We start from the raw sequence: 22,292 nt of genomic DNA, 5'->3' as shown, positions 1-22,292 counted from the left end.
AACTAATCATTCTAGATCGTAATGATAACTGTTATCATTACGATCTAATAAATCTCACAAATTATCTTGTATGTTTAAACTTAATTTTTTATCTAAAAATATCCTTTTATCGACTTTATGCTGCTCTCAATTTTCATTTGCAAATGAGCAGTCAACTGACATTGTAGTTACAGAAAAGACCACTACGGAAGTGATCGAAGTGATCGGCCGTGCCGAACAGTTTTATTTAGCAAAAGAAACAAAGGTAGGTAGCAAGGTTAATTTATCGTTATTAGAACTACCGCAATCGGCTCAAATATTAACAGAACAACTTATTATTGACCAAGCAGCAAGAGATATTACTGACTTATATCGTTCAATTGCAGGTGTTAGTGAATACAGTTATTCCGGTGTAACCTTTAGGGGATTTCGTGATGACTCCAACGTTTTTTATGATGGTGTAAGAGGCGACCCTTATTCGGGTTTTGGTGTGCCACAACTATTTAACGTTGAAAGAGTTGAAATATTAAAAGGCCCTGCTTCAGCTTTATATGGTGGTGGAGAACCAGGAGGCATGATTAATTATGTCACTAAAAAACCCAGTTTTAACAATGAGAAACAATTAAAGCTCACCCTAGGTAATTTTGCAACTCAAGGTGCTTCTCTTGATATGACCGGCGGGCTAACAGAAGATGTCGCCTACCGGTTAGGTGGTTTTTATGAACAAAAAAATAGCTTTCGTAACAACGCCGACGCACAAAACATTGAATTGGCAACAGGTATTTTATATAACATATCACCAGACACTAGCTTAACGACCACTGTTGATTTTATTAAACAAGACTTAGGCGGTAACCGTCTACGCGGTGTGCCTGTAGATGACAATGGTAATTTTCTGGTAGACCCTTCATACAATGCGAATGAAAAAGTTGATTATCAAAATATGGAAGCCTTGGTCATACAGGCCGAGTTAAGCCATTATTTCACTGACAACTTTACAGTAAATACCAGCTTACGTTATTTAGATAATAAACGAGATCAAGCCTATCACGAGTCACGTGAGTGGATCGATGCTAATGGCGATGGCGTTGCCGATATAAACGATCAGATCATTAAACGAGAATACCGTAAACAGTACCGAGCGAATGAAGAAATTAGTTTAACTTCTGACTTTGTTTATGAATTTGAAACGAGTAATTTTGAACATCAATTTTTATTTGGCGCTGATTATCATACCGTAGACACCGAATATGACTACCTAAGAGCGCGTTATGAAGCTGACGGCGTTGCTAATCTAAATATATTTGATTTAAATTATGGCATCACGGATCCCAATACTTACTCATTAACAGATCAAAACCGTGATGGTGTAAATTCAGATAGATACGGTATTTATGTACAAGACGTAGTGAAAATTAACGATAAATGGACCGTTATTGCCGGTCTACGTTATGACAGTTTTGAAGAATATAACCAAGAAAGTGATTATTCTTATCAAGACAGTGGCGTTACACCCCGTTTAGCCGTCACGTATTTAGCAAATTCAGCCACCTCTTTATATGTTAACTACTCTGAAAGCTTTAATCCTGCATCTTCATCAGAACAAGAAACGGTTGCTGAAGAAGGCAGTTTAACGCCTGAAAGTGGTAAACAAGTTGAAATTGGTTTGAAAAAAGAATGGTTTGACGGAAAAATGTTAAGCACATTTGCCATATATAAAATCAATAAAGAAAATGTTGTGATGTCGAACCCTGACTTCACGGGTGATAATAATGTTGTTGAGCTTTTAAATATTGGTGAAGTTGAAAGTAATGGCTTTGAAACCACCTTAGTAGGTGATTTAGCCGATAACTGGACTATTACGGCCAACTACGCTTATAACGATACCAAAGTTATTAAAGGTATTAGTGGCGACACCATTACCAATTCATTTGGTGATGGCAGCCGCTTTGTTAATGCCCCGCGTCACCAAGCAGGTTTATGGACTCGTTATGATATAACCGATATCGCTTCGTCAATTGCATTTGGCCTAAACCATGTTAGCGAACAAATAAGTTTAAGCGATCAAAAAGTTAAACCTTTCACCGTTTTCGATATGAGTTGGACAACTCGTATAAATGATGCTTTATTAAGCGTTAATGTGAACAACTTATTTGACAAAGAATATGCGGTCAGTGGATTCAGTGAACGCAATGGTCATTTCCCAGGTAGCCCGCGTACGATTATCGCGCAATTGACTTACAACTTTTAAAACAGAGTCTATTTTTAAGAAAATGATGATATTAATCGTACTTAGCGACTAATATTGACGATATTAAAAGGGGAATACTTAACGGTATTCCCCTTTTAACTGTAATAGATGACGTGATAACTCTAACAGTTAACAACTCCCTTTTCCCTGCTTTAACGAATGTCCCTTTTATGATTGCGTACAGTAGTTGAAATGACTACTCACCAAGTGAAATTGAGCTACCAATTAAAACGGGAAAAACAGACATTCAATTAAGCTAAGCTAATCTTTGAACAACTCAAAACTAATGACCTAATAATGTTTAATAAGGCGACTGAGACATAACACTATCATAGCGAAATAATCAGTAATTTACGCCAAAATGTTCTAAAAAATGTAAATCAAAGTAATGCATGCAAATATCTCATAGATCAATGAAATTAAATCAATTTTATTCATATTACAAACCACGTATAAAACACACAGTACTCTTAACTCTAGGCAATATTACCGTTAATTCTTAGTTTGACCAGTAGATGCAAATCAAAAAAATCTGTGCGACTACTGATAATAAATATCAGAAAATAACCTTGTAAAACCCTGAAATAGAAATAAATAAATTGGATGCCAGATCATGAAAAACAAAGACTTTACATTTACCATTAAGAGCATTTGTCTAGATGAAGATTATCAACCATCAGACAATACGCGTATCACGACCAACTTTGCTAATTTGGCCAGAGGAAACTATCGCCAAGCAAACTTACGCAACGCTTTAAAGATGATCGATAATAGTTTTAATGCCTTAGCGCATTGGGATAATCCCAAAGGAGATCGTTATTTTGTCGAACTTGAAATAGTTTCCGTTGATGTCGATATTGAAGGCAGTGGTAAAAGCTTCCCAGCGATTGAAGTATTGAAAACGAATATTGTCGATCGTAAAAATAACAAACGCATTGAAGGCATTATAGGAAATAATTTTTCATCTTATGTGCGAGATTATGATTTTAGCGTATTGCTACAAGCTCATAATAAGGGGCAGTCCAAATTTAGTATTCCAGATAACTTTGGCGAACTGCATGGCAAACTTTTTCAGTATTTTGTTAATTCAAAGGTTTATAAACAAAATTTTAGTAAAACACCCGTTATATGCCTTAGTGTTTCAGATAACAAAACCTATCGTAGAACTGAAAATCAGCATCCTGTATTGGGTGTAGAATATCAGCCAAATGAATCGTCTTTGACTGAGCAATATTTCAAAAAAATGGGCTTACAGGTACGTTATTTTATGCCGCCAAACAGTGTTGCACCTTTAGCTTTTTATTTTTTTGGTGATTTACTTAATGATTACACTAGCCTTGAGCTGATAAGTACCATCAGTACAATGGGCACCTTTCAAAAAATCTACCGACCTGAGATTTATAATGCCAATGCTGCTGCGGGAAAATCCTATCAACCCAATTTGAAGAATCAGGATCATTCATTAACTCAAATTGTTTATGACCGAGAAGAACGTAGCAAGTTAGGTAACGAGCAAGGAAAGTTTGCTGAGGAGAACTTCATCAAACCATACCAAGCGGTACTTGAGCAATGGGCTGCTAACTATGCTCAATAGCTAGATTTTATAGTTACATTAAGTAGTTACATTAAATAGTTACGTTTAAACGTTACACGCAATAGCAACATTAAATAAGCACTCTACATACGGCATCACTTTTATGAAAACACTTATTGGCAAAAAATTATTACCCACTTCAACGGCTGGCAGTTTACCTAAACCTTCTTGGTTGGCACAACCTGAAACACTTTGGTCGCCTTGGAAATTGCAAGGTGATGAATTAATAGAGGGCAAACAAGACGCTTTACGTTTGTCATTACAAGATCAACAACATGCAGGGATTGATATTGTTAGTGATGGCGAGCAAACGCGCCAACATTTTGTTACTACCTTTATTGAGCACCTCAACGGTGTTGATTTTGAGAAACGTAAAACCATTAAAATTCGTGATCGCTATGATGCAAGTGTACCAACGGTTGTCGGCCCTGTTAGTCGTCAAAAGTCAGTGTTTGTTGAAGACGCCAAATTTCTACGTCAGCAAACCAAACAACCTATTAAATGGGCCCTGCCAGGCCCCATGACGATGATAGATACGCTTTATGATGATCATTATAGAAGTCGTGAAAAATTAGCTTGGGAATTCGCCAAAATACTCAACCAAGAAGCCAAAGAGTTAGAAGCGGTGGGTGTTGATATTATCCAATTTGATGAACCTGCATTTAATGTGTTTTTCGATGAAGTAAATGATTGGGGAATTGCCTGTTTAGAAAGAGCCATTGAAGGGCTTAAATGCGAAACGGCTGTCCATATTTGCTATGGTTATGGCATAAAAGCCAATACAGACTGGAAAAAAACCTTAGGTTCTGAATGGCGACAATATGAAGAAGCATTTCCCAAGCTGCAAAAGTCTACTATCGATATTATCTCACTAGAATGTCATAACTCTCATGTGCCCATTGAACTACTTGAACTCATTCGCGGTAAAAAGGTGATGGTTGGCGCCATTGATGTGGCAAACCATACGATTGAATCACCAGAAGAAGTGGCCAATACCCTGCGAAAAGCGCTGAAGTATGTCGATGCTGACAAGCTATACCCTTCTACTAACTGCGGTATGGCACCCTTACCTCATCAAGTGGCAAGAGATAAACTAAACGCCTTAAGCGCAGGTGCAGAAATCGTTCGAAAAGAGCTGTTAGCCTAATAACTAACCAAGCTAATAATATGTGTCGGGGATTTTTGATTTGATGATATTCAACACCTATTATCGAACAAGTTGCCCTCACCTTAATCAATATGAGCATTAACGATAAATCATAAGTGTGCATAGATGAATGAATCGCGTGATTTAATCCTGAGATAATGCTCCGTCAGTTCCTTTGGTTTCCACACTAATAAACTTTAGCGTCTACTTTAACTACACTCTATCTATTTGGCGCAATCATTATGCTTGAATTGAAAATCAAACAAATATGAGTTATCCAACGAATTAGCGAACAAATGACCGAATAAAAAATCGAACACAATAATACAGCGCTATGAATCACAGCGCTGTATTATTGCTTTGAGAAGAGTAACCTTCTTTTTTTGTAGTCATATCCTAATTACACAACACAACCTATAAGAAAATTTGTGCCAACATACGTAGGCCAGTCAAGAGTAATACCAAGGCAAAAAGCTTTTTTAATTTTGCAGCATCTAATTTAGCTGCCAACGATGCCCCTACCGGCGCAAATAATACCGTTAGTGGCACAATACAAATGAATCCAATGAGGTTAACTAAGCCAAATGTTCCCGCTGGTGCATCGGTTGGAGTGTTCCCCATGACTAACATTGTTAGTGCTCCTGGCAACGAAATGATTAATCCTATCGCAGCAGCTGTGCCAACGGCCTTATGGGCTGGATAGTTATAGAGCGTGAGTAACGGAACCGAAATAGTGCCACCACCAATGCCGACCATAGCACTGAAAAAGCCAATAGATGTGCCCATAACCGTTTGCCCTGCTTTAGCAGGCAGTTGTTGAAACAAAGCGGACTTTCCAGTTCTGAGCAGCATATTTAACGCAGATAGGGTCGCTATTACGCCAAACAACAGAGTCAGCACAGTGCCTTCAACACGAGTCACTGACCAACTTCCCACTAATACGCCCATAAGAATAAATACAGCCCAACATTTTAGCAGATCAAAATCGACATTACCTTTTTGGTGGTGAGAACGAATTGAGCTAATAGAGGTTGGCACTATGGTAGCCAATGACGTTGCAGTAGCAATCAGCATAGCAGATTCTGGCGATACGCCAAAGCTCTGGAACAAGAAAAATAGCACAGGCACGATGACGATACCGCCGCCTACGCCTAATAAGCCGGCTAAAATTCCTGCGAATACTCCGGTGGTAACCAAGGTTAAAATGGTAGGGATATTATTTGTTATAAATTCAATGATATTCATTAACTACTACTTCTATTTTTAATGACCGGCAAAAACTTAGCCCGCGATTCTTGGCTAAGCTACCACCCCGATGTTAGCTCTTTATGTCAAACCGTAGCAATACTATGTTCCTTCAGCTGGGTTCAGGTAAAAACAAGGTAAACTTGAGGTAATGTTTCGCTGCTATATGACCAAGCTAATATTAAGTACTGCTTTCAACTCTAGTTATTAATTTTTTGACTACTTTTATGACTACTTTAATGACTTAATTTCAATGATCTTTTACAAATTTAGCTATCTAAAATAATTGTACCAATACTTGTTCAATGAGTAAAAATGATATAACTTCATCATTCAATGAATATAATTCATCATTAAAACAAAAGACAGGAGTTAACTGATGATAGAAAGGATTCATTTAGAAATACTAACGGCAATAAAAGAACATGGAACGCTAACAAAAGCGGCTGATTCATTACATTTATCTCAATCTGCATTAAGTCACAGTATTAAAAAATTAGAAGGCCAAGTGTCGACTCCGATATGGCAAAAAGATGGCCGAAACCTTCGCCTTACTGCTGCTGGTGAGCGTATTCAATCGCTTGCCAATAGAGTATTGCCTCAGTTTTTACATACAGAATTATTATTAAATCAGATTGCAAAAGGTGAAATGGGTGCGCTTAGAATAGGCATGGAATGTCATCCTTGTTATCAGTGGTTACTCAGAGTCATAGAGCCTTATCTTGTGCAGTGGCCAGACATCGACATAGATGTGAAGCAGGAGTTCCAGTTTGGCGCTTTAGGTGCATTACTGAGTTATGAAATAGATGTGCTTATTACACCTGACCCGCTCTTTAAACCCAAAATAACCTACATTCCCGTTTTTGACTATGAGCATAGGCTTGTTGTTTCCACATCTCACAAACTAGCAAAGCAAGATTTTGTATTACCCGAGCAATTAAGCGAAGAGGTGTTATTTAGTTACCCTGTTGAGCCCATGAGGCTAGATATTTTTAGTCAATTTCTTAATCCAGCAAAGTGTTCAGTTAAAAAACATAAAATTATTGAAACAACTGAGATCATGTTACAGATGGTAGCCGCTAATCGAGGTGTTTGTGCCTTGCCGGGCTGGTTAGTCGATGAATACTCAAAATCAATGCCAATCAAAAGTCTACGTTTTGGCAAACAAGGTATTAGTAAACAAATTTTTGTTGGTATTCGAAAGGACGAACAGCAAGTAGACTACTTAAACGATTTTATTACTCAAGCTAAAAAAACAAAATAATCAATGAGTTCAGCCCAATAGAAAAATCAACGCTAAAGGCTATTTCATAGCTGATAATAGCTCAACACTGCCCTTTAGATTACACATTAACCTACTTTTGGGGCAGTTATGAGTTTGTAGAGACATAGTGTTGTATTTATCCTGACAGATAACTGAGCCAACAATATAGTCTTTAACCTTTTTAAAAATTCAGATGGCAGAAGCTATTTACTCGATATAATCACTTTAGGGGTTAACCTATTACTTTGATTCAACGCCTTTCTTATAATCTGCGATAAATTAAATATTGCCTATTCACTTAGCGCTAAAGCGTTTGAACTCCCCCTAATCCCTTGACAGAGCTTCAATAGGGTTCATTTTTGCCACATTACGGGCTGGAAGATAACCAAAAAGAATACCTATGAGGCTCGTGCAAGCAGAAGCGGCTATTATGTCCTGCCACACTATCAGCTATTAACTCATATGACGTTGTTGTCGCTGCAGTGATTTATTTTTCACTGTGGTTGCTGCTTGTGGAACCGCGTAAAGGCTCAAGCTGCTAAACAAGCTTTTCAATTTAGCGGCTTCATAATCTTGCTCTATTTTTTCGATAACCGTTTCATGCTTTTCAGGATACAAAGCTTCAACCGCTTGTGAAATTAGCTCAAATAGCTTTTTCAGGTTAATTTTATGAATTTGCCCGGTTTTATTAAAAATCCACTCGGTAATCGCCATAAAATCATCAAACGGTTCATCCGACAACATATGGGGTAAAGCGTATTTAAAACGCCCTGAATTACCTATCATGTCCCAATAGCGAGCAAAGCGATTAATACGTTGCATGGTGGTAAAGCTCACCCTGTCAGTACTTAAGATATTAAAAGGCGGCAAGGGATTAAAACGCAAATCAAATGCTTCGGTATGTCGAATAATCGGACTACCTTTCAAACGTTTCAATATACCCATTTGAATTTCATGTGGACGACAATGATAAAGTTGGTTGAAGCTGTCTTTAAAGGTCTCGAAGGTTTCGCCGGGTAACCCAAAAATAAGATCAGCATGAATATGTGCGTGGGTATGATCTTTTAACCAGATTAAATTGTCTTTTGACTTAGCGTTGTTTTGCTTACGGCTAATGTTTTTTTGCACTTGTGTATTAAAAGTTTGTATACCAATTTCAAATTGCAAACTGCCCTCTGGAAATTGCGCTAACACCTCTTTTAACTTTCTAGGCAGATGATCAGGCACAACTTCAAAATGCAGATACAAGTCGTTAGTCATTCGGTCTAAGAAAAACTGCATAATTTTCATCGTGGTATTAATATTTAAGTTAAAGGTTCTATCGATAAACTTAAAATTACGTGCGCCACGGTTATATAAAATTTCCATTTGCTCCAGAAATATGACTATCTCAAATGGCACAGAGGTTTTATCTAAAGACGATAAGCAAAACTCACACTTAAACGGGCAACCACGCGAGGCTTCAACATAAAGCAAACGATGGGTTAAATCTTCATCGGTATAATACTGATAAGGTGATGCTAACTCATTTAATTCAACCGGTTTTGAGTGAACTATTTTTTTATCGGGTGGCGTGTTATTTATAATGTCTTTACACAGTTGATAAAAACTTAAGTCCGCCGGACCTGTCAATACATAATCAGCATTGGCAACAATGGCTTGCTGCTCAGTTTCATAACTGACTTCTGGCCCACCTAAAATAATCTTAATGTCAGGCGCGATAACTTTTAATAAGCTAACCACATCGGTGGTTTCAACGATATTCCAAATATAAACCCCAAAACCGATAATATCAGGTTTTGACGCAAGTATTTGTTCAACAATATCAATGGCGCGAGTTTGAATAATAAACTCTTTTATTTCACAATAATCCTGTAATTCTTTTAAATTAGCGTAAAGATAACGTAAACCAAAACTGGTGTGAAAGTATTTAGCATTGAGGGTAGCAAGCACAATTTTAGGCACAGCTTTATCCATATCATCACTGTTTTTCTCAGCAACCTGAGTACACTTTTTTATTGCATCAGGTTTTATGGCATCTGAGGTATGTGCTTCAGTTAGAGCAAGCTGGGTAACGGTTAGTTCGGGATAATTTAATTGTTCTGCCATACTGCTTTTTAAATACCTTTGATTAAATACCTGATGATAATGTGCAATTATACTGTGATTGCTGATGTTATTCAGCAATCTTATTTTGGCTATTCCAACTTACTGTTTTACTGTAAACAACACTTTTTATATTTTTTCTTGCTGCCACACGGGCAAGGATCATTGCGGCTAGCCGTTGCTAATGAGCTTACGGGCACACTGTTCTCTAAAATGGTATTTTCGTCGTACAAGATATTAGACAACAAACCGCCCTCGCCCATTAACGAATCAAATACATCAAGGTTGTCGTTTGAAAGGTTATCGCTTGAAAGGCTATCGATTGAAGGATTGTCGAATACTTCATCATCTGAGCCATCACCTTCAGCCCAAGAGTTTAAGGTGTCAACAAGATTAAACTCTGTTTGAATAATGCCAGACTCAATCAACTTACGCCCATCAAGGCTTTGCCATGCTTTTACTTCATCTTGTTTAAAGCGGTATTCATCAAATACGTCTTTATCACATAAGCCAATAAACTGACTTTTAAGATCATCAAGTTGATATTCGATACAAGAATCAGCTAATGCGCTCATTAAAAAACTACTGATTGAACTGGGTAAAGCCAAAAATGCGGCTAACCAAAGCGTAATATGTTCACTTAATTCAGCCTTATCAATAGTGCCCACTTCGTATTGAGCAAATACCGCTTCCATAGCAGATGCTTTGCCATACATGGCTTGATGGCCAGCAACAATATAGTCAGACAAGGCTTGCGTATTACCATTAGCGACATTATAAAATAAGGTTGATGTTAATTCAGTAATCGCATCACCAAACACCCCTTCAATAGGCGTTAAAAACGAGTCACTGCACGAAAAAAGCTGTAAGCACTTTGACAGCGCAGGAGAATATTTTAATTCTGCCAATAATAAGGTGCCAAAAAATAAAACGGCATTCTGCTCATCGGTTAGCGAACTATCATCTGCGACAAATTGATCTATTATCTGCTCTAATTCAGCATAAAATGCTGGCCAATTCGTTTTAGCTACGTCGAGCGCGGCAACAGGCAGTTCGTTGTCATGTGCATTACCTATTACCAATAAAGCTTGTTCTAAATTCATGTAAATTCCGCGTTAAATAATCAATGATGAGTGGCAAATGCCAAATGTTATGAGCATTCAAAGTGCGTAGATTTTAGTCGGATTAAAAATATTAACTACAAGGTACATGCTTGACTAATAGCCAGCTATTAGGATTGAATGCAACAGGGTAACGGGCTTTTTAAAGCGAATAAAACAAGCAATTTGAATGATGATGGGGGTATCTTAAACACTTCTTATTACCGTTACCATGCAAAGCATCAGATTCAACCGAATTTTCATTTGATTTACCACTATAACGTCCAAATTGCTCTTGTTTCGCTGCCATAAATTTAGCGTGTCAATTTAACCAGAACACACACTCCTTGAAAAATGAACAACAAGGTTTAAGCCGACCTGGCTTTATTTAGAATAACAATGATGACTTATAGGACTTTAGCTAGATATTTAGTACGATAGCTAGAAATTTCACAGTGATTTTTTAGCTTATTCATTCAATAAAAAATAGCGTAAACGCAGCCAACCCTAATCTTTAGTTTAATATTTTGTTAAGTTTTTAGCCATTAAATTGCTCAAATTTTAATGATAATTCTGCTGCCATTTTATCTTGTCCTTTAAGCCTTAATACTTCGATTATGCATTCGATGGTGCATAGGCCACCTTTAGGTTGATTGGCTCTCAGGTTATATAACGAAGCATTTGCCGTTTTCAAAGTGCATTGTGGCGCATTTTTTAAATACGAGCTCTGGTTGAAGATTTTATTTGATTCCTGCCATGTGCTATCAATAATAATAATGTTTTCATACTCTTCAATTGTTGGCCTTGGCCTTGATGCTGCAGACGATGATTCTGCCTTCGAATATAATAATACCGCCTCATTATTTTCTATGAGTCGAGTCAGGTTTTTATTAGGGTTTACTCTTTCCCAGAGTATACGTTCAACAATTTCATTAGCACTTTCTAGTGCCAGAGCGCCGGTATTAGTTGCCCTATGTAATTCACGCTCATGTGTAAGTAAAAATATTTTCATTATTAGGTATTGTTCCGCTTTAGATCATTGTTGTAAAGCTTGTTCGCCATACCTGAATAGTTAGCGCAAAATCTACATTAAACGCTTCAAGTAAAATGTGTGGAGCCATACTAGGATTCACTGGGTAATAATATAATGGGCTAGCGTATGCGGCAAATGATAAAAAGCCAACTGTATTTATACAAAACAAATAATTAATCTTATGTTTAAATGCTATAGCGCAAAAGTGAGTAACAGACTAACAAAAATACTTCACCCCCTATTTCTTCAACTTTAAAAAATTTAAGTTGTTAATTTTCAGTACCTAACAATAACAATAAAAAATAAAACCAACGTTGGCAATTGGTGAATGCAATTCACTTTGTATAGCCACAGCAATTTTTAGGTTGTTATGAATCCCAAATTAAGATGGTTAACATTACACCTGGATTAAGATAACTTTTGCCATTCGAGACATTAGCTTTTAAAGGCACTTAACACTTCGGATTAGGTCTTAAGAGGCAAAAGATTGTGTAGCGAAGCGTAGCCAACTGTTACGTGTCCTTGTTTGTTTATTTTCTTATAAAGCAAGAAAGACTAAACTTTAATTGTACCTTTTAAATAATGTACGGCTTTACCTAAAAGATAAACCTTATTATCCGCAACGTTGCATATTATATTGCCACCGCGTTTAGACGCCTGATATGCAATTAGTTTTGATTTATCAAGCTTTTCAGCCCAATACGGGGCTAGGCCCGTATGGATAGAACCTGTAACAGGGTCTTCATCACCGCCATTTGCAGGCCAAAAATAACGAGATACAAAATCATAATCGTTTGATTTAGATTTAGAGGTTACAACAACATCATATGGAGCGAGCTGCTTTAATAACTCATTATCTGGAACGACTGAAGTCACATCAATTTCGTTTTCATAAACAACAAAGTATGCTTGATTGTTTAATAATACTTCCGTCGGCTTAATTGAAAGGCCGTTTAATAAAGCTGATGGTATATCGCTAATAACTTCAGGTGGCCTACTCGGAAAATCCATCTGAATATAACCATTATCCATTTTCGTAATAGATAAATTACCTACCGCTTCAGCGTAAAAATCAATATGAATCAAATTATCGTTTTTAGAAAAAATAACAAATGAAGATGCTAATGTCGCATGACCACAAAAGTCAATTTCAGTTATAGGTGAAAACCAACGGATTTCATAATTGTGAAGGTTAATAACTTTAACAAATGCGGTTTCTGATAGGTTATTTTCCATAGCAATAGACTGCATAAGTTCATCAGAAAGCCAGTCGTTTGTAATAATTACGGCGGCTGAATTTCCTTTAAACGCAACATCTGTGAATGCATCAATAATGTTGATTTCTAATTCCAATTGAGAATCATACTCCATAGTTATATTTAAAAACGCCCTAATAATAGGCAAAAATTTGTTGGCTGAAATTAGCAATGATGGAGCAAAAACCAACTGTTTCTTGTCCTTTGGAATGACTTATAGATTACGGTTACTCCGAACCTTTTAGTTCTTGTGGGTTAAACTGGTGGTTGTAACTATTCCACTTTGAAGCAATACCAATATCATAACCGTAGGTAAGAGTTACTTGAATTAAGTTTTTATTTAGTGACTCTGGGTACGTATTAATTATAGTTTGGGCTAATTGCTTTGCGATATCTGGATCGTCAACATTATCTTTATATAGAAAAGCCTGAGTATTCACGTATGTCGTTGTTTTAATGACAGAATCAGATGAAGTAAAAGTAGTTGAACCTTCTGTAACCGCTGCATATTTTACTAATTCGTTATTATTTATTGCTTCCTGTGTTGCTAACAGATCTTTAAAAGGTTCTGATTTCGCTAAGTCAGAAGTAAATACAGGTACAAGGCCTGCTGTAACAAATAAGACTGCAACTACAACTAAGTGAGGTTTCCACACTGATGGCACCTCTTCAGAATTAACCTTAGAGTTTACAACATAAGTGCCTACCACAAGATCATGAATTGATTGACGCGTAACGCGGTTAAAAATATATAAGTAAGAAATTGAGAATAAGCCACCAAATATAATAAATGATAACGGATACATTAAGTATGAGAGCAATGCTTCGTTAGTAATTTGCGCTCCATTAAGTGAAAATGGAACGGCAAGGAAGCTATACCTTAAAAAGGACTTAGGCAGGCTTATAGTTGAATTGGATGAATCAACGACTCTTATGTTTAGAAGTTTTTTACCGATTGTCTGACCATTTGATAAAGAGCTATTCATCACCCCAAAATATGTGATTGATACTACAAAACCAATTAATCTTCCCCATCCACCAAGCTCGACGAAGGTATCTTCTAGAAATAGGCCTACAACATAACCCAAAACACCTAAAAATAGAGTATCAATAAACAAGGCTCCGATTCTTCTCCAGAATCCACAAATCCATTTTCCTTGTACTTCTTCCAAAATTTAATCCTTACTACAATGTTTTAAAAGTAATCTAACGCCCACTTAAGCGGACAAAAACTGTTGGTTAAAATGTGAAGCGAAGCGGAACCTAACCAACAGTTTTTGTTACGTTTGAAGTGCTTGTTATATTCCAGCGACGTTAAACCTACCGTGTTTAACCCAACCATAAAGAAATACAGAACTGACAATACACTGAATTAAAATAATCCAGAAAAAAGAAGCCTCGAGGAAGTCTGGATAGCTCAGGGTGTACATCAATGAGATTAAGCCGAACAAACCACCAAAGCTAAGAAAACCTAATACGGTCAAAGTAGAAAAGTAGCCAATGTTCTTTCTAGACACGATGCCGTAAATAGCAACTGCTGCGAAACATAGAAAAATCGCTGACGAAACTATGGTCAGATCATTTACTCCACCGTCTACAATTTTCTCCTGAGCCAACTTCACCCCTCTCATTAGAAGAAGCAGTATTAACCAGCCAATAGTTAGATTTCTCATCATACTCCATGTGAACATAACGCCCCACTAAGGGGCTAATAAATAGTTGGCTAAAATAGCGAACGAAGTGAGACTAGCCAATTGTTTTTAGTCCCGCTTGAGTAGCTTGTTAGCAGCTCAACTCAAATTAAGGATGCGGTTAACAAACTCTTGCGTTTCTTCACTAAACATTTCAAGTTGTTCAACACTCAAAACATCATATTTTTTCAATGTAACAATCTTTAATATCACATTATTGCGAGTTGGATTGTCAAACATTTCAGCTATTTTGGCATCTTCTGTTTCAATAAGACGATACAAATCTAAATATGATTCATGTTCTTTACCAGATCGAACATTGGCAATATTATTGACTTGCCTAAAAACCAACTCACAAGCTTTGGCTGTTAATTCTGATTGCAGTTTACGAAACAACTTCCAATCTTTCTCAGGAATGGATGACATATCAAACCCTCATTGACTGCTAACGCCGTTTTAAGCGGCGAGTAATAGCTTGCTAAAATGTGTAGCGAAGCGAAATCGAGCAAACTGTTAGCAGTCCCGCTTAAAATGCTTGTTATATATATTATCCACTTTACCAGTCAAATAAATCAAATATCACAGCCAAAAGAGTATTATTACGCGCATGTTTTATACCTTTTTTTACATCTGACTTTTCGACGTTACCAGTGTTTAAATGTTCAGGTAAACCCCTTTCTCTTTGTTCTACGCTAGTCTTAACATCAGATAAAACCATGTGGTTTGTGCTTGAGCATCCAGATATTAATAATAAAATGAAAAACAATGTTGATAATTTCATACACCCTCCTTGAAATATATAACGCCAAGCTAAGCGGAAAAATACAGTTAGGCTAAACTGCGCGAAGCGCGAGCCAACTGTAATTTTTCCGTTTAAGCGCCTTATTATGTGAATTAGCCACATGCTAATTGTGCTTGTTGTTTACAAGCTATTTGGGATTGTTCTGTTGATTCACCACCCATACAGAAATCCAATCTTAGAGTTCTTTTTTCTGGTGCAGATTCTGCGACTGTTGAAGCAGGAACCCATTTCCATTTTCTAAGCATTTTACGAGAGTATTTACCGACATACTTTTTAGGTACTGAGTTAATTATTTCAACATTCTCAGTTTTACCTGATTTGGAAATATTAAAAGATAAAACAGCGCAGCCTTTTATTCCAGAACGGGCAAGCTCTATTGGGTATTTAGGCGTGTTTTGATTTGCACGCTTCCAAATGAAGTCACTAGTCGGTTTAACATCTGTAACCTGTACATCCGCATAAATATTCTTCGCTACACTACTTATGGATACACTCATAAGCGCGAAAGCAGTTAGGGCTAATAAATTTTTCATATACACTCCATTGTTTAATCAATTCACATAACGCCGCAATAAGCGGAAAATTACTGTTGGCTATAATGTTTGAGGCACGAAAAACAGCCAACTGTAAATTTTCCGTTTAATTGCCTTGTTATAAGTTTAGTTAACCACCGCCTTTGACTTATTCATGAAATACTTAACTCCAATAAGAGTTAGCAAAGCACCTGAAAATAGTGAAGTGAGCATTGCCATAAGCTTATTAAAACCATAAATGAAATCATCTTTATTATTAACGTCTACTGCTTTAGCAATACTACGATTTGATGTTATTTTAATATTATCCAAAATCAGAGGAGAACCCTCATATACAATTGAAACTATGACTGTTTCATCACGCCTAAGCCGACTTAAAGTAGCAATACCTTTTTTAGTGTTTTTTAATTCAGTTAGGTTTGTAGCTGATTTAATATTTTTAAAAGTAATAGTTTGGTGCTTAATATTAATATCTAAATTTTCAGCAGGGTTCCAACCAGAATTTTGAATAGTTAGATTTTGATAATTTGTGTCACCAAATACCGCAGGAGAAGAAATTGAAAATTCCAGCTTTTCCTCTTGCCAATCAAGAGTAAAGTAAACACTGAGGGCACAAACGATCACGCCCGAGATAAATCCAATAATAGTGTTCATATAACTCCGAAAATTGAAAAACTCATAACACCCAAATAACAGGCTAAGTAATGGTTGGCTAAAATTGTGTAGTGAAGCGAAACGTAGCCAACTGTTACAGTCCTGCTTTATTGGCTTGTTAGGCTAAGATTATTACTCAACAAGATCAACTGGGTACAAGATACCAAGCCCATTATATTTATGACATTTTAAAACTACCCTTCTTTGTGCATTAATGCCTTTTTGACAGGTTACATCTTGGCTTTTTAAGCCGTAACGTTTGATATATTCTTTAACTATCTCATCTATTTTATCTTTTTGTTGTTCTGTAGCGGCTGCATAGAAATTGTTATATTGCTCAGTCCATTCTTTAACATTGGCTTCTTTTGCAACACCTAACCAGCCCATACCTAACAGTGTAGATTGTTGAACATAATTACCTTTAAGAAACATAAAGGCTAGCGCATACTGAGAGCCTTTATATCCCCATGCAGCAGGCTCTTTAAGTAGGTTAAATGCATCTTCGTAATTGCCTTTATCATATTGCTTAATCCCATTTATCTCTTTAAACCCCAAAGATATCGTGGTTTTTCTCACTATATCTGTTGATTTACACGAAAATAAAAAAACAGAAAGACACAGTAGTGATACCAATCTTTTAATACGCATTTAAAATCCTTTAATACGAGTAAACTTGATAGTAGCCTAACGCCCTAATAATGGGCTAAAAATTGTTTGCTAAAATAGCGAGGAACAAGCAACAGCAAACAATTTTTAGCCCTGCTTGATTGACTTGTTATAAAGCTTATTAGCAAAACTATACAACAAGAAATTCTTAACTTTACCTTTTCCCGATTTAACCAAAGGCCAGTTATACGAAAACATTGGTTCACCATTATTTTCGTAAACAATAGTCAGTGCAGTAAGGTTATCAATTGCAGTATTGAGACTCAATAATAAGGTAGATTTCATTGTTGCTTTATCGTTTATTAAGGGAATTTCAATATAACCACGGGCGAATACTTTTCCATTTAAGTCTAATGGAAAAACAAATGCCTCTTCCATGGCATCACCTATTGTATATGTGTAAAAACCTTTGCCATATTCATCAATTTCTAACAAATGATAGGAGTAATTTACTCCATTAAATTTAGCCCCTTCCCAAGTCCCCTCAAAGCTTGTATTAGCAATTGCATTAACAGAGAAAAAGGTAAATAAAATAACTATCAGAGTACGCGTAATTTCCTTTGCTTTATAGCACCCAATTAACGGGCAATAAAATTATTTTCTAAAATGAGTAACTTAGGAGAAAAAGCCAACTTTTTTATCCCTGTTTAATTTCTTATGTGAATTAACTACAACAAGTTCCGTTTTCTTGTATTGGCGGGCACTTAACTGTACCAAAAGAGCAAAAAACACAGCAATCACCAGCTAAAGGCTTTAAGAGTTTATGACAAGATGTACATTCATAAAAATATTGGCAAGCATCCGTTGGCATAGTTTCTTCATGTTTTGCACCGCATTCAGGGCAAGTGATAATCGATTCTAGAATTATCTGATTCATTTAATACCTCAATAGATTAAATTTCACTATTCACATAACGCCCGCTTAAGCGGAAAAATATAGCTGGCTAAAATGTTGAACCGAGTGAAAACAGCCAACTGTATTTTTTCTGTTTGAAGTTCTTGTTAGCTCTATTGCCTCTAACACATTATATTTTTTATTTTTTATTTTTTGGAGAGGCTGAATATAACCATCTAAAAAACTTATTAAATGGATAAAACAATATCAAAATAATAATAAAGCGTATTAATATAGGCACAATATCAAATGAATTAATAAAGAAGCTATAATTTATTTCAAATCCATCCAGAATGGATCCAGTAAGAACACTAGCAAATATAGCAGACATATTACCCGCAAAACTAGAACCATTTTCTTTAACATTTGATTCAGGCATCAATACATCCATTTATGATAAAAGAGCTAACGCCTCGTTAAGAGGCAAATGATTGTTAGCTAAAATGTGAAGCAGAGCGGAACCAGGCAACTGTAATTTGTCCCGCTTGAACAGCTTAAGCATACTTAGCTCAAAACTTTAATTTGATTTAATGAAGCAACTCTTACATGTGTTTGAAAATAATATTTTTTAGTGATTTTTCCATTTGAAAAAATGGAAATTTTCATGCGCTTAGCCTCACCTGTCACCTCAATTGTTTTATTTATGAAGTATGAATCAGGAGATTCACCATATTTCTTCGTAAACGCATCAATTAATTTTGGATGAATCGCTACCGTAATATTTCTTCTATCTCGGTAATCTGTTTCAGTATTTAAGTAAATAATACCTCTTTGATTACCTGAAGCTTTAATTGGAAGCTGAAAAGTACCTTTGATTCCATCAGGTGCATTATCTTCAGTTAAAGCTATCACATTCATGATACTTGCTATATCTGTATTTGAGGTAACTTTAGATGTAGAACTACACCCGCTTAGAACTAATATGGATATTAAGATTAAATATTTCAATTTACGACTTCCTTGTTGGTATGCTTAACGACTTGTCAGTAGTATTTTACTCCACTCAAGTTTCTTTTTGGGATTTACGTCTTTTAATAAGACCTAAAGATAAAAACACTATAGAAGAAATTAAGAACACGGTTGAGCCGATAAAATCCTGCTCGATTACGTTATAAGCCAAACCTATAGCCATAATAAAAGATGCACCGAAATAAGATTTAAATTGAGATGACGAGTTTTTATTCATTAACACTACCCTTTGATTGAATGCTGAAACTTTAATACCAACGCCCCAATAAGAGGCTAAAATAGTGAGGCACGAACGGCCGCCAACTTTTTTAGCCCTTTTGATTGCCTTATTAGGTTTGCGATAACACCCCAAGCCCAATTTTTACACTTGTTATGATGGCAATATAAATCAATACACCGATAGATCTTTTTCGCCTGCGACAAAGTAATTCTTTAACAACGACACCATCATTATTCTCTAATTTGGATTGCCATAAAACTAGCCAAAAAATCTTAAGAGTAAAAGCTGTTCCATTAATTAATATCTCTTTTTTTCTTATCGGGCGCACACAAAGAAAGGCAGAATAAATAATTTTTTCATTTTCTTTTAACTCAAACTTTGTAGTGAAGCGATCATAGCAAGCTTCAAGTGTTGAATTTCCAATTTTATGGCGCTCTGCCTGAATCCGTTCAAAACCCATTTGTAAACCTAACGCCGCAATAAGCGGCTAAGTAATGGTTGGCTAAAATTGTGTAGCGAAACGTAGCCAACTGTTACGTGTCCTTGTTTATTTTCTTGTTAGTTTTTCATTACACCAGCACGCCTTTTAGCATAATAAATTGCTAGACTACAAATGATTATAAAAAGACTGTAGAAACTTACTTGATACTCCCACGGTACTTGTGGCAATGAACCATAAAGCCGAAGACTATCATTAACGATAAATATACTAATACCTGAAATTACCGCTGTAAATTTAAAATAAAATAGATTGCCAGTCTTAATTGTAACTATAGATATAACCAATATTAAGATAGCGATAAATGATGCTAGGGCTGACATTACACCGGGCACTACACTTGGCGCAAGAAGCATTACCTCGATTAGAATACACATCCACCCTAATACTTTTAAATACACCACTCCTCCTTGAAAAACTATTGCCCCGCTTGTTATATGCCAATTTGCTCATATAGCTCTAATGGTAGTCCATCAGGGTCACTAAAAAAGGTAAACTTTTTATTAGTGTATTCATCTACTCTAATCGACTCAACATCCACGCTTTGAGACAAAAGGTAATTTCTAACAGATTCAACAGACTCTACATTAAATGCCAAATGCCTTAAACCTAGAGCTTCAGGGAAACTCGGTCTATCCGGTGAATTAGGGAAAGAAAATAATTCTATTTGACCACCATGTGGTAATTTTAGATCGAGTTTAAATGAATCTCGCTCTTCCCGATAATTTTCAGCTACAACCTCTAGTCCAAGAATTGAAACATAAAATCTCTTAGACTTTTTATAATCTGAGCAAATTATAGCAGCATGATGAATCGATTTGAGCACCTAATCTCCTTGGTATATAACGCCCAAATAAGGGGCTGATTAATAGTTGGCTAAAATGTGAAGCGGAGCGAAACGCAGCCAACTATTGCGTGTCCGTTTGATTGCCTTGTTAGTTGCTAATACTCTGGACTAAAAGTATATAACAAAAGTAAATTATAACAACTAGATAGAAAACTGAAATTATACTATTTATGCCCCATAAACAATGCCAGAATTTACCAGTAAAGTAACCTTTAATTCGAATTTTACTATTTAGCAGCCCTAAGGATGATGGAATTAAGGTTAATGCAGAAAAACACAATATAGGAAATACGCCAAACATTAAACCAAGTCCCGATGCACTAGCAGTAGACGCTGAAGTACCCGGTTCTATTGGAGATAAAAGAATATAAGTCAGGAGTATTCCAACTACTGCTGATAAGAAGCCTAACATTTGGAGAGTGCGCATAAACCCCTTTGCAACTAACGCCCCATTAAGAGGCAAATGATTGTTGGCTAAAATAAGCGAGGTACGAGCAAATAGCCAACTGTTATTTGTCCTGCTTTAATGGCTTATAGTGTAATTTACACCTTAAAGTCTAATTGAATTGATTGGCAAATACTGTCAATAGGTAAACCATTTTCTTTATACGGATTAAATCGCCACTTTTTAAGTGCTTCAGTTGCTGGCTTTATGAAAAGACCAGACTGAGAAGATTCTATAACACCAATATTAAAGGGCTTACCTTCAGAAGAAATATCGAACTCAAATTTGACATAGCCATTTATTTTATTCCTTGCTGCTGATTTTGGATACTTCGGAGAAACTCTTTTTATGGGAAAACCTTCTTGAGTCGTATCGCTAAAATTTTCAATTTTTCTTGGGAACACCGTACAACGTGGTTCATTTTTTACAATGTCATTTATACTAGAGCTATTATCTCGATTCTCGCTTGTAGTCTGACAACCACAAATGAAAACAGCCAAAAATAGACTTAAATTTTTCAAGTTCACCTAAAACCTCCTTACTACACTAACGCCCTAATAATGGGCAAAAAATTGTTGGCTAAAATGTTGAGGAACGAAAACAGCCAACTGTTTTTTGTCCTTATTAATTAGCTTGTTATATTTCACTTTACCGCAAACCATAAACCAATTACAGCTACGATTAGCGAGATTACTGCGATACGATTTGGGAAAGAATGAAACCATTTAACTTTGGTTGAATTAGCCTCTAGATACTCGACACCAGCAAGGGTGATTTTAGGTTCCATGAAACCTACACCTGATTTAGAAGAAATATCGATAGCTTGAATATAACCACTTTCAACTAAACCTTTTACACAATCTAGGTTTAATCCTGAATCCGAATTTATATTGTCAGGAAGTTTTTGATCCTGAGCTAATTTTAAAATTGATATGACATCCTCTTTGTTCAACTCGAATCCTCCGTGAAATATAACGCCCCATTAAGAGGCAAAAAACAGCTTGCTATAATGCCTGAGGAACGAAGGACAGCAAGCTGTTTTTTGTCCTTTTGAATGGCTTGTTATATTTTTTGTTCTCCTATGCTAAAAACATTC

The 22,292-nt window shown here is 36.1% G+C and carries 25 protein-coding genes; 4 read left to right on the top strand and 21 right to left on the bottom strand.

Going from position 1 to position 22,292, the window contains the following annotated elements; translation table 11 throughout:
- The first annotated feature begins 70 nt into the window (after positions 1-70).
- The 3 genes from H4J65_RS08780 to H4J65_RS08770 all read left to right on the top strand — a co-directional run bounded on the left by H4J65_RS08780 (position 71) and on the right by H4J65_RS08770 (position 4,971).
- Entirely contained in the window at positions 71-2,230 is a 2,160-nt protein-coding gene (locus tag H4J65_RS08780; protein WP_182197635.1) for a TonB-dependent siderophore receptor, read from the top strand.
- A gap of 613 nt (positions 2,231-2,843) precedes the next feature.
- The gene (locus H4J65_RS08775; protein ID WP_182197633.1) at positions 2,844-3,824 is read left to right on the top strand and encodes a DUF1852 domain-containing protein; all 981 of its coding nucleotides are present in this window, start codon (positions 2,844-2,846) and stop codon (positions 3,822-3,824) included.
- 103 nt (positions 3,825-3,927) lie between these two features.
- Positions 3,928-4,971 carry a methionine synthase gene (locus H4J65_RS08770; protein WP_182197631.1) on the top strand — a complete coding sequence of 348 codons (1,044 nt, stop codon included), beginning with the start codon at positions 3,928-3,930 and terminating at the stop codon, positions 4,969-4,971.
- A 414-nt stretch (positions 4,972-5,385) separates the two neighbouring features.
- Here H4J65_RS08770 and H4J65_RS08765 read toward each other — a convergent pair whose 3' ends face one another.
- A complete protein-coding gene (locus H4J65_RS08765) occupies positions 5,386-6,216 on the bottom strand; it encodes a sulfite exporter TauE/SafE family protein (RefSeq protein WP_182197628.1) in 831 nt (276 codons plus the stop codon).
- A 379-nt stretch (positions 6,217-6,595) separates the two neighbouring features.
- Between H4J65_RS08765 and H4J65_RS08760 the strand changes: the two genes are divergently transcribed.
- Positions 6,596-7,480: a LysR family transcriptional regulator gene (locus H4J65_RS08760; protein ID WP_182197626.1), complete on the top strand. Its 885-nt coding sequence runs from the start codon at positions 6,596-6,598 to the stop codon at positions 7,478-7,480.
- A 453-nt stretch (positions 7,481-7,933) separates the two neighbouring features.
- Here the strand turns inward: H4J65_RS08760 and H4J65_RS08755 are convergent, their stop codons facing one another.
- The 20 genes from H4J65_RS08755 to H4J65_RS08665 all read right to left on the bottom strand — a co-directional run bounded on the left by H4J65_RS08755 (position 7,934) and on the right by H4J65_RS08665 (position 22,148).
- Entirely contained in the window at positions 7,934-9,589 is a 1,656-nt protein-coding gene (locus tag H4J65_RS08755) for a B12-binding domain-containing radical SAM protein (protein ID WP_182197623.1), read from the bottom strand.
- 107 nt (positions 9,590-9,696) lie between these two features.
- Complete coding sequence (locus tag H4J65_RS08750) at positions 9,697-10,689, bottom strand: DUF1186 domain-containing protein (protein WP_182197621.1); 993 nt, start codon at positions 10,687-10,689, stop codon at positions 9,697-9,699.
- A 535-nt stretch (positions 10,690-11,224) separates the two neighbouring features.
- A complete protein-coding gene (locus H4J65_RS08745; protein WP_182197619.1) occupies positions 11,225-11,698 on the bottom strand; it encodes a DTW domain-containing protein in 474 nt (157 codons plus the stop codon).
- 576 nt (positions 11,699-12,274) lie between these two features.
- Positions 12,275-13,072, bottom strand: coding sequence for a PhzF family phenazine biosynthesis protein (locus H4J65_RS08740; protein ID WP_182197616.1), 798 nt, complete (start codon positions 13,070-13,072; stop codon positions 12,275-12,277).
- Between the two features lie 130 nt (positions 13,073-13,202).
- On the bottom strand, positions 13,203-14,147 hold the full coding sequence (locus H4J65_RS08735; protein WP_182197614.1) for an RDD family protein: 945 nt from the start codon (positions 14,145-14,147) through the stop codon (positions 13,203-13,205).
- 126 nt (positions 14,148-14,273) lie between these two features.
- Positions 14,274-14,666: a hypothetical protein gene (locus H4J65_RS08730; protein ID WP_182197612.1), complete on the bottom strand. Its 393-nt coding sequence runs from the start codon at positions 14,664-14,666 to the stop codon at positions 14,274-14,276.
- Between the two features lie 99 nt (positions 14,667-14,765).
- A complete protein-coding gene (locus H4J65_RS08725) occupies positions 14,766-15,092 on the bottom strand; it encodes a hypothetical protein (protein WP_182197609.1) in 327 nt (108 codons plus the stop codon).
- A gap of 130 nt (positions 15,093-15,222) precedes the next feature.
- On the bottom strand, positions 15,223-15,447 hold the full coding sequence (locus tag H4J65_RS08720; protein WP_182184280.1) for a hypothetical protein: 225 nt from the start codon (positions 15,445-15,447) through the stop codon (positions 15,223-15,225).
- Between the two features lie 113 nt (positions 15,448-15,560).
- Entirely contained in the window at positions 15,561-16,001 is a 441-nt protein-coding gene (locus H4J65_RS08715) for an energy transducer TonB (protein ID WP_182197607.1), read from the bottom strand.
- A 126-nt stretch (positions 16,002-16,127) separates the two neighbouring features.
- Complete coding sequence (locus tag H4J65_RS08710) at positions 16,128-16,655, bottom strand: hypothetical protein (protein ID WP_182197605.1); 528 nt, start codon at positions 16,653-16,655, stop codon at positions 16,128-16,130.
- Positions 16,656-16,787: 132 nt separating this feature from the next.
- Positions 16,788-17,303 carry a sel1 repeat family protein gene (locus H4J65_RS08705; protein ID WP_182197602.1) on the bottom strand — a complete coding sequence of 172 codons (516 nt, stop codon included), beginning with the start codon at positions 17,301-17,303 and terminating at the stop codon, positions 16,788-16,790.
- 105 nt (positions 17,304-17,408) lie between these two features.
- Positions 17,409-17,699 carry a hypothetical protein gene (locus H4J65_RS08700; protein ID WP_182197600.1) on the bottom strand — a complete coding sequence of 97 codons (291 nt, stop codon included), beginning with the start codon at positions 17,697-17,699 and terminating at the stop codon, positions 17,409-17,411.
- Positions 17,700-17,985: 286 nt separating this feature from the next.
- Positions 17,986-18,198, bottom strand: coding sequence for a GDCCVxC domain-containing (seleno)protein (locus tag H4J65_RS18055; protein WP_259366996.1), 213 nt, complete (start codon positions 18,196-18,198; stop codon positions 17,986-17,988).
- Positions 18,199-18,355: 157 nt separating this feature from the next.
- Positions 18,356-18,595: a hypothetical protein gene (locus H4J65_RS08695; RefSeq protein ID WP_182197598.1), complete on the bottom strand. Its 240-nt coding sequence runs from the start codon at positions 18,593-18,595 to the stop codon at positions 18,356-18,358.
- Between the two features lie 125 nt (positions 18,596-18,720).
- A complete protein-coding gene (locus H4J65_RS08690; protein WP_182184649.1) occupies positions 18,721-19,164 on the bottom strand; it encodes a hypothetical protein in 444 nt (147 codons plus the stop codon).
- 350 nt (positions 19,165-19,514) lie between these two features.
- Positions 19,515-19,865 (bottom strand): hypothetical protein, encoded by a 351-nt coding sequence (locus H4J65_RS08685; RefSeq protein ID WP_182184650.1) that lies wholly within the window; start codon positions 19,863-19,865, stop codon positions 19,515-19,517.
- Positions 19,866-19,963: 98 nt separating this feature from the next.
- Positions 19,964-20,305 carry a hypothetical protein gene (locus H4J65_RS08680; protein WP_182197595.1) on the bottom strand — a complete coding sequence of 114 codons (342 nt, stop codon included), beginning with the start codon at positions 20,303-20,305 and terminating at the stop codon, positions 19,964-19,966.
- A 32-nt stretch (positions 20,306-20,337) separates the two neighbouring features.
- Positions 20,338-20,730, bottom strand: a complete 393-nt coding sequence (locus H4J65_RS08675) for a VOC family protein (RefSeq protein ID WP_182184652.1) — start codon at positions 20,728-20,730, stop codon at positions 20,338-20,340.
- Positions 20,731-21,294: 564 nt separating this feature from the next.
- Complete coding sequence (locus H4J65_RS08670) at positions 21,295-21,723, bottom strand: energy transducer TonB (RefSeq protein WP_182197593.1); 429 nt, start codon at positions 21,721-21,723, stop codon at positions 21,295-21,297.
- Positions 21,724-21,839: 116 nt separating this feature from the next.
- Complete coding sequence (locus H4J65_RS08665; RefSeq protein ID WP_101199779.1) at positions 21,840-22,148, bottom strand: YjcQ family protein; 309 nt, start codon at positions 22,146-22,148, stop codon at positions 21,840-21,842.
- Between the last annotated feature and the right edge of the window lie 144 nt (positions 22,149-22,292).

This window comes from Colwellia sp. MB02u-9, from assembly GCF_014077085.1.
In the GTDB taxonomy this organism is placed as follows: Bacteria; Pseudomonadota; Gammaproteobacteria; order Enterobacterales; family Alteromonadaceae; genus Cognaticolwellia.
The sequence above is the reverse complement of the archived record's forward strand: the minus strand, read 5'-3'. Positions and strand labels throughout refer to the sequence as shown.

Bases quoted from the DNA above. Each gene is read 5' to 3' on its own strand.
- H4J65_RS18055 (WP_259366996.1), bottom strand. From the start codon at position 18,198: ATGAATCAGATAATTCTAGAATCGATTATCACTTGCCCTGAATGCGGT.
- H4J65_RS08775 (WP_182197633.1), top strand. From the start codon at position 2,844: ATGAAAAACAAAGACTTTACATTTACCATTAAGAGCATTTGTCTAGAT.
- H4J65_RS08745 (WP_182197619.1), bottom strand. From the start codon at position 11,698: ATGAAAATATTTTTACTTACACATGAGCGTGAATTACATAGGGCAACT.
- H4J65_RS08705 (WP_182197602.1), bottom strand. From the start codon at position 17,303: ATGCGTATTAAAAGATTGGTATCACTACTGTGTCTTTCTGTTTTTTTA.
- H4J65_RS08760 (WP_182197626.1), top strand. From the start codon at position 6,596: ATGATAGAAAGGATTCATTTAGAAATACTAACGGCAATAAAAGAACAT.
- H4J65_RS08700 (WP_182197600.1), bottom strand. From the start codon at position 17,699: ATGGAAGAGGCATTTGTTTTTCCATTAGACTTAAATGGAAAAGTATTC.
- H4J65_RS08780 (WP_182197635.1), top strand. From the start codon at position 71: ATGTTTAAACTTAATTTTTTATCTAAAAATATCCTTTTATCGACTTTA.
- H4J65_RS08765 (WP_182197628.1), bottom strand. From the start codon at position 6,216: ATGAATATCATTGAATTTATAACAAATAATATCCCTACCATTTTAACC.
- H4J65_RS08750 (WP_182197621.1), bottom strand. From the start codon at position 10,689: ATGAATTTAGAACAAGCTTTATTGGTAATAGGTAATGCACATGACAAC.
- H4J65_RS08710 (WP_182197605.1), bottom strand. From the start codon at position 16,655: ATGAACACTATTATTGGATTTATCTCGGGCGTGATCGTTTGTGCCCTC.
- H4J65_RS08770 (WP_182197631.1), top strand. From the start codon at position 3,928: ATGAAAACACTTATTGGCAAAAAATTATTACCCACTTCAACGGCTGGC.
- H4J65_RS08695 (WP_182197598.1), bottom strand. From the start codon at position 18,595: ATGCCTGAATCAAATGTTAAAGAAAATGGTTCTAGTTTTGCGGGTAAT.
- H4J65_RS08715 (WP_182197607.1), bottom strand. From the start codon at position 16,001: ATGAAAAATTTATTAGCCCTAACTGCTTTCGCGCTTATGAGTGTATCC.
- H4J65_RS08730 (WP_182197612.1), bottom strand. From the start codon at position 14,666: ATGTTCACATGGAGTATGATGAGAAATCTAACTATTGGCTGGTTAATA.
- H4J65_RS08685 (WP_182184650.1), bottom strand. From the start codon at position 19,865: ATGGGTTTTGAACGGATTCAGGCAGAGCGCCATAAAATTGGAAATTCA.
- H4J65_RS08755 (WP_182197623.1), bottom strand. From the start codon at position 9,589: ATGGCAGAACAATTAAATTATCCCGAACTAACCGTTACCCAGCTTGCT.
- H4J65_RS08725 (WP_182197609.1), bottom strand. From the start codon at position 15,092: ATGTCATCCATTCCTGAGAAAGATTGGAAGTTGTTTCGTAAACTGCAA.
- H4J65_RS08720 (WP_182184280.1), bottom strand. From the start codon at position 15,447: ATGAAATTATCAACATTGTTTTTCATTTTATTATTAATATCTGGATGC.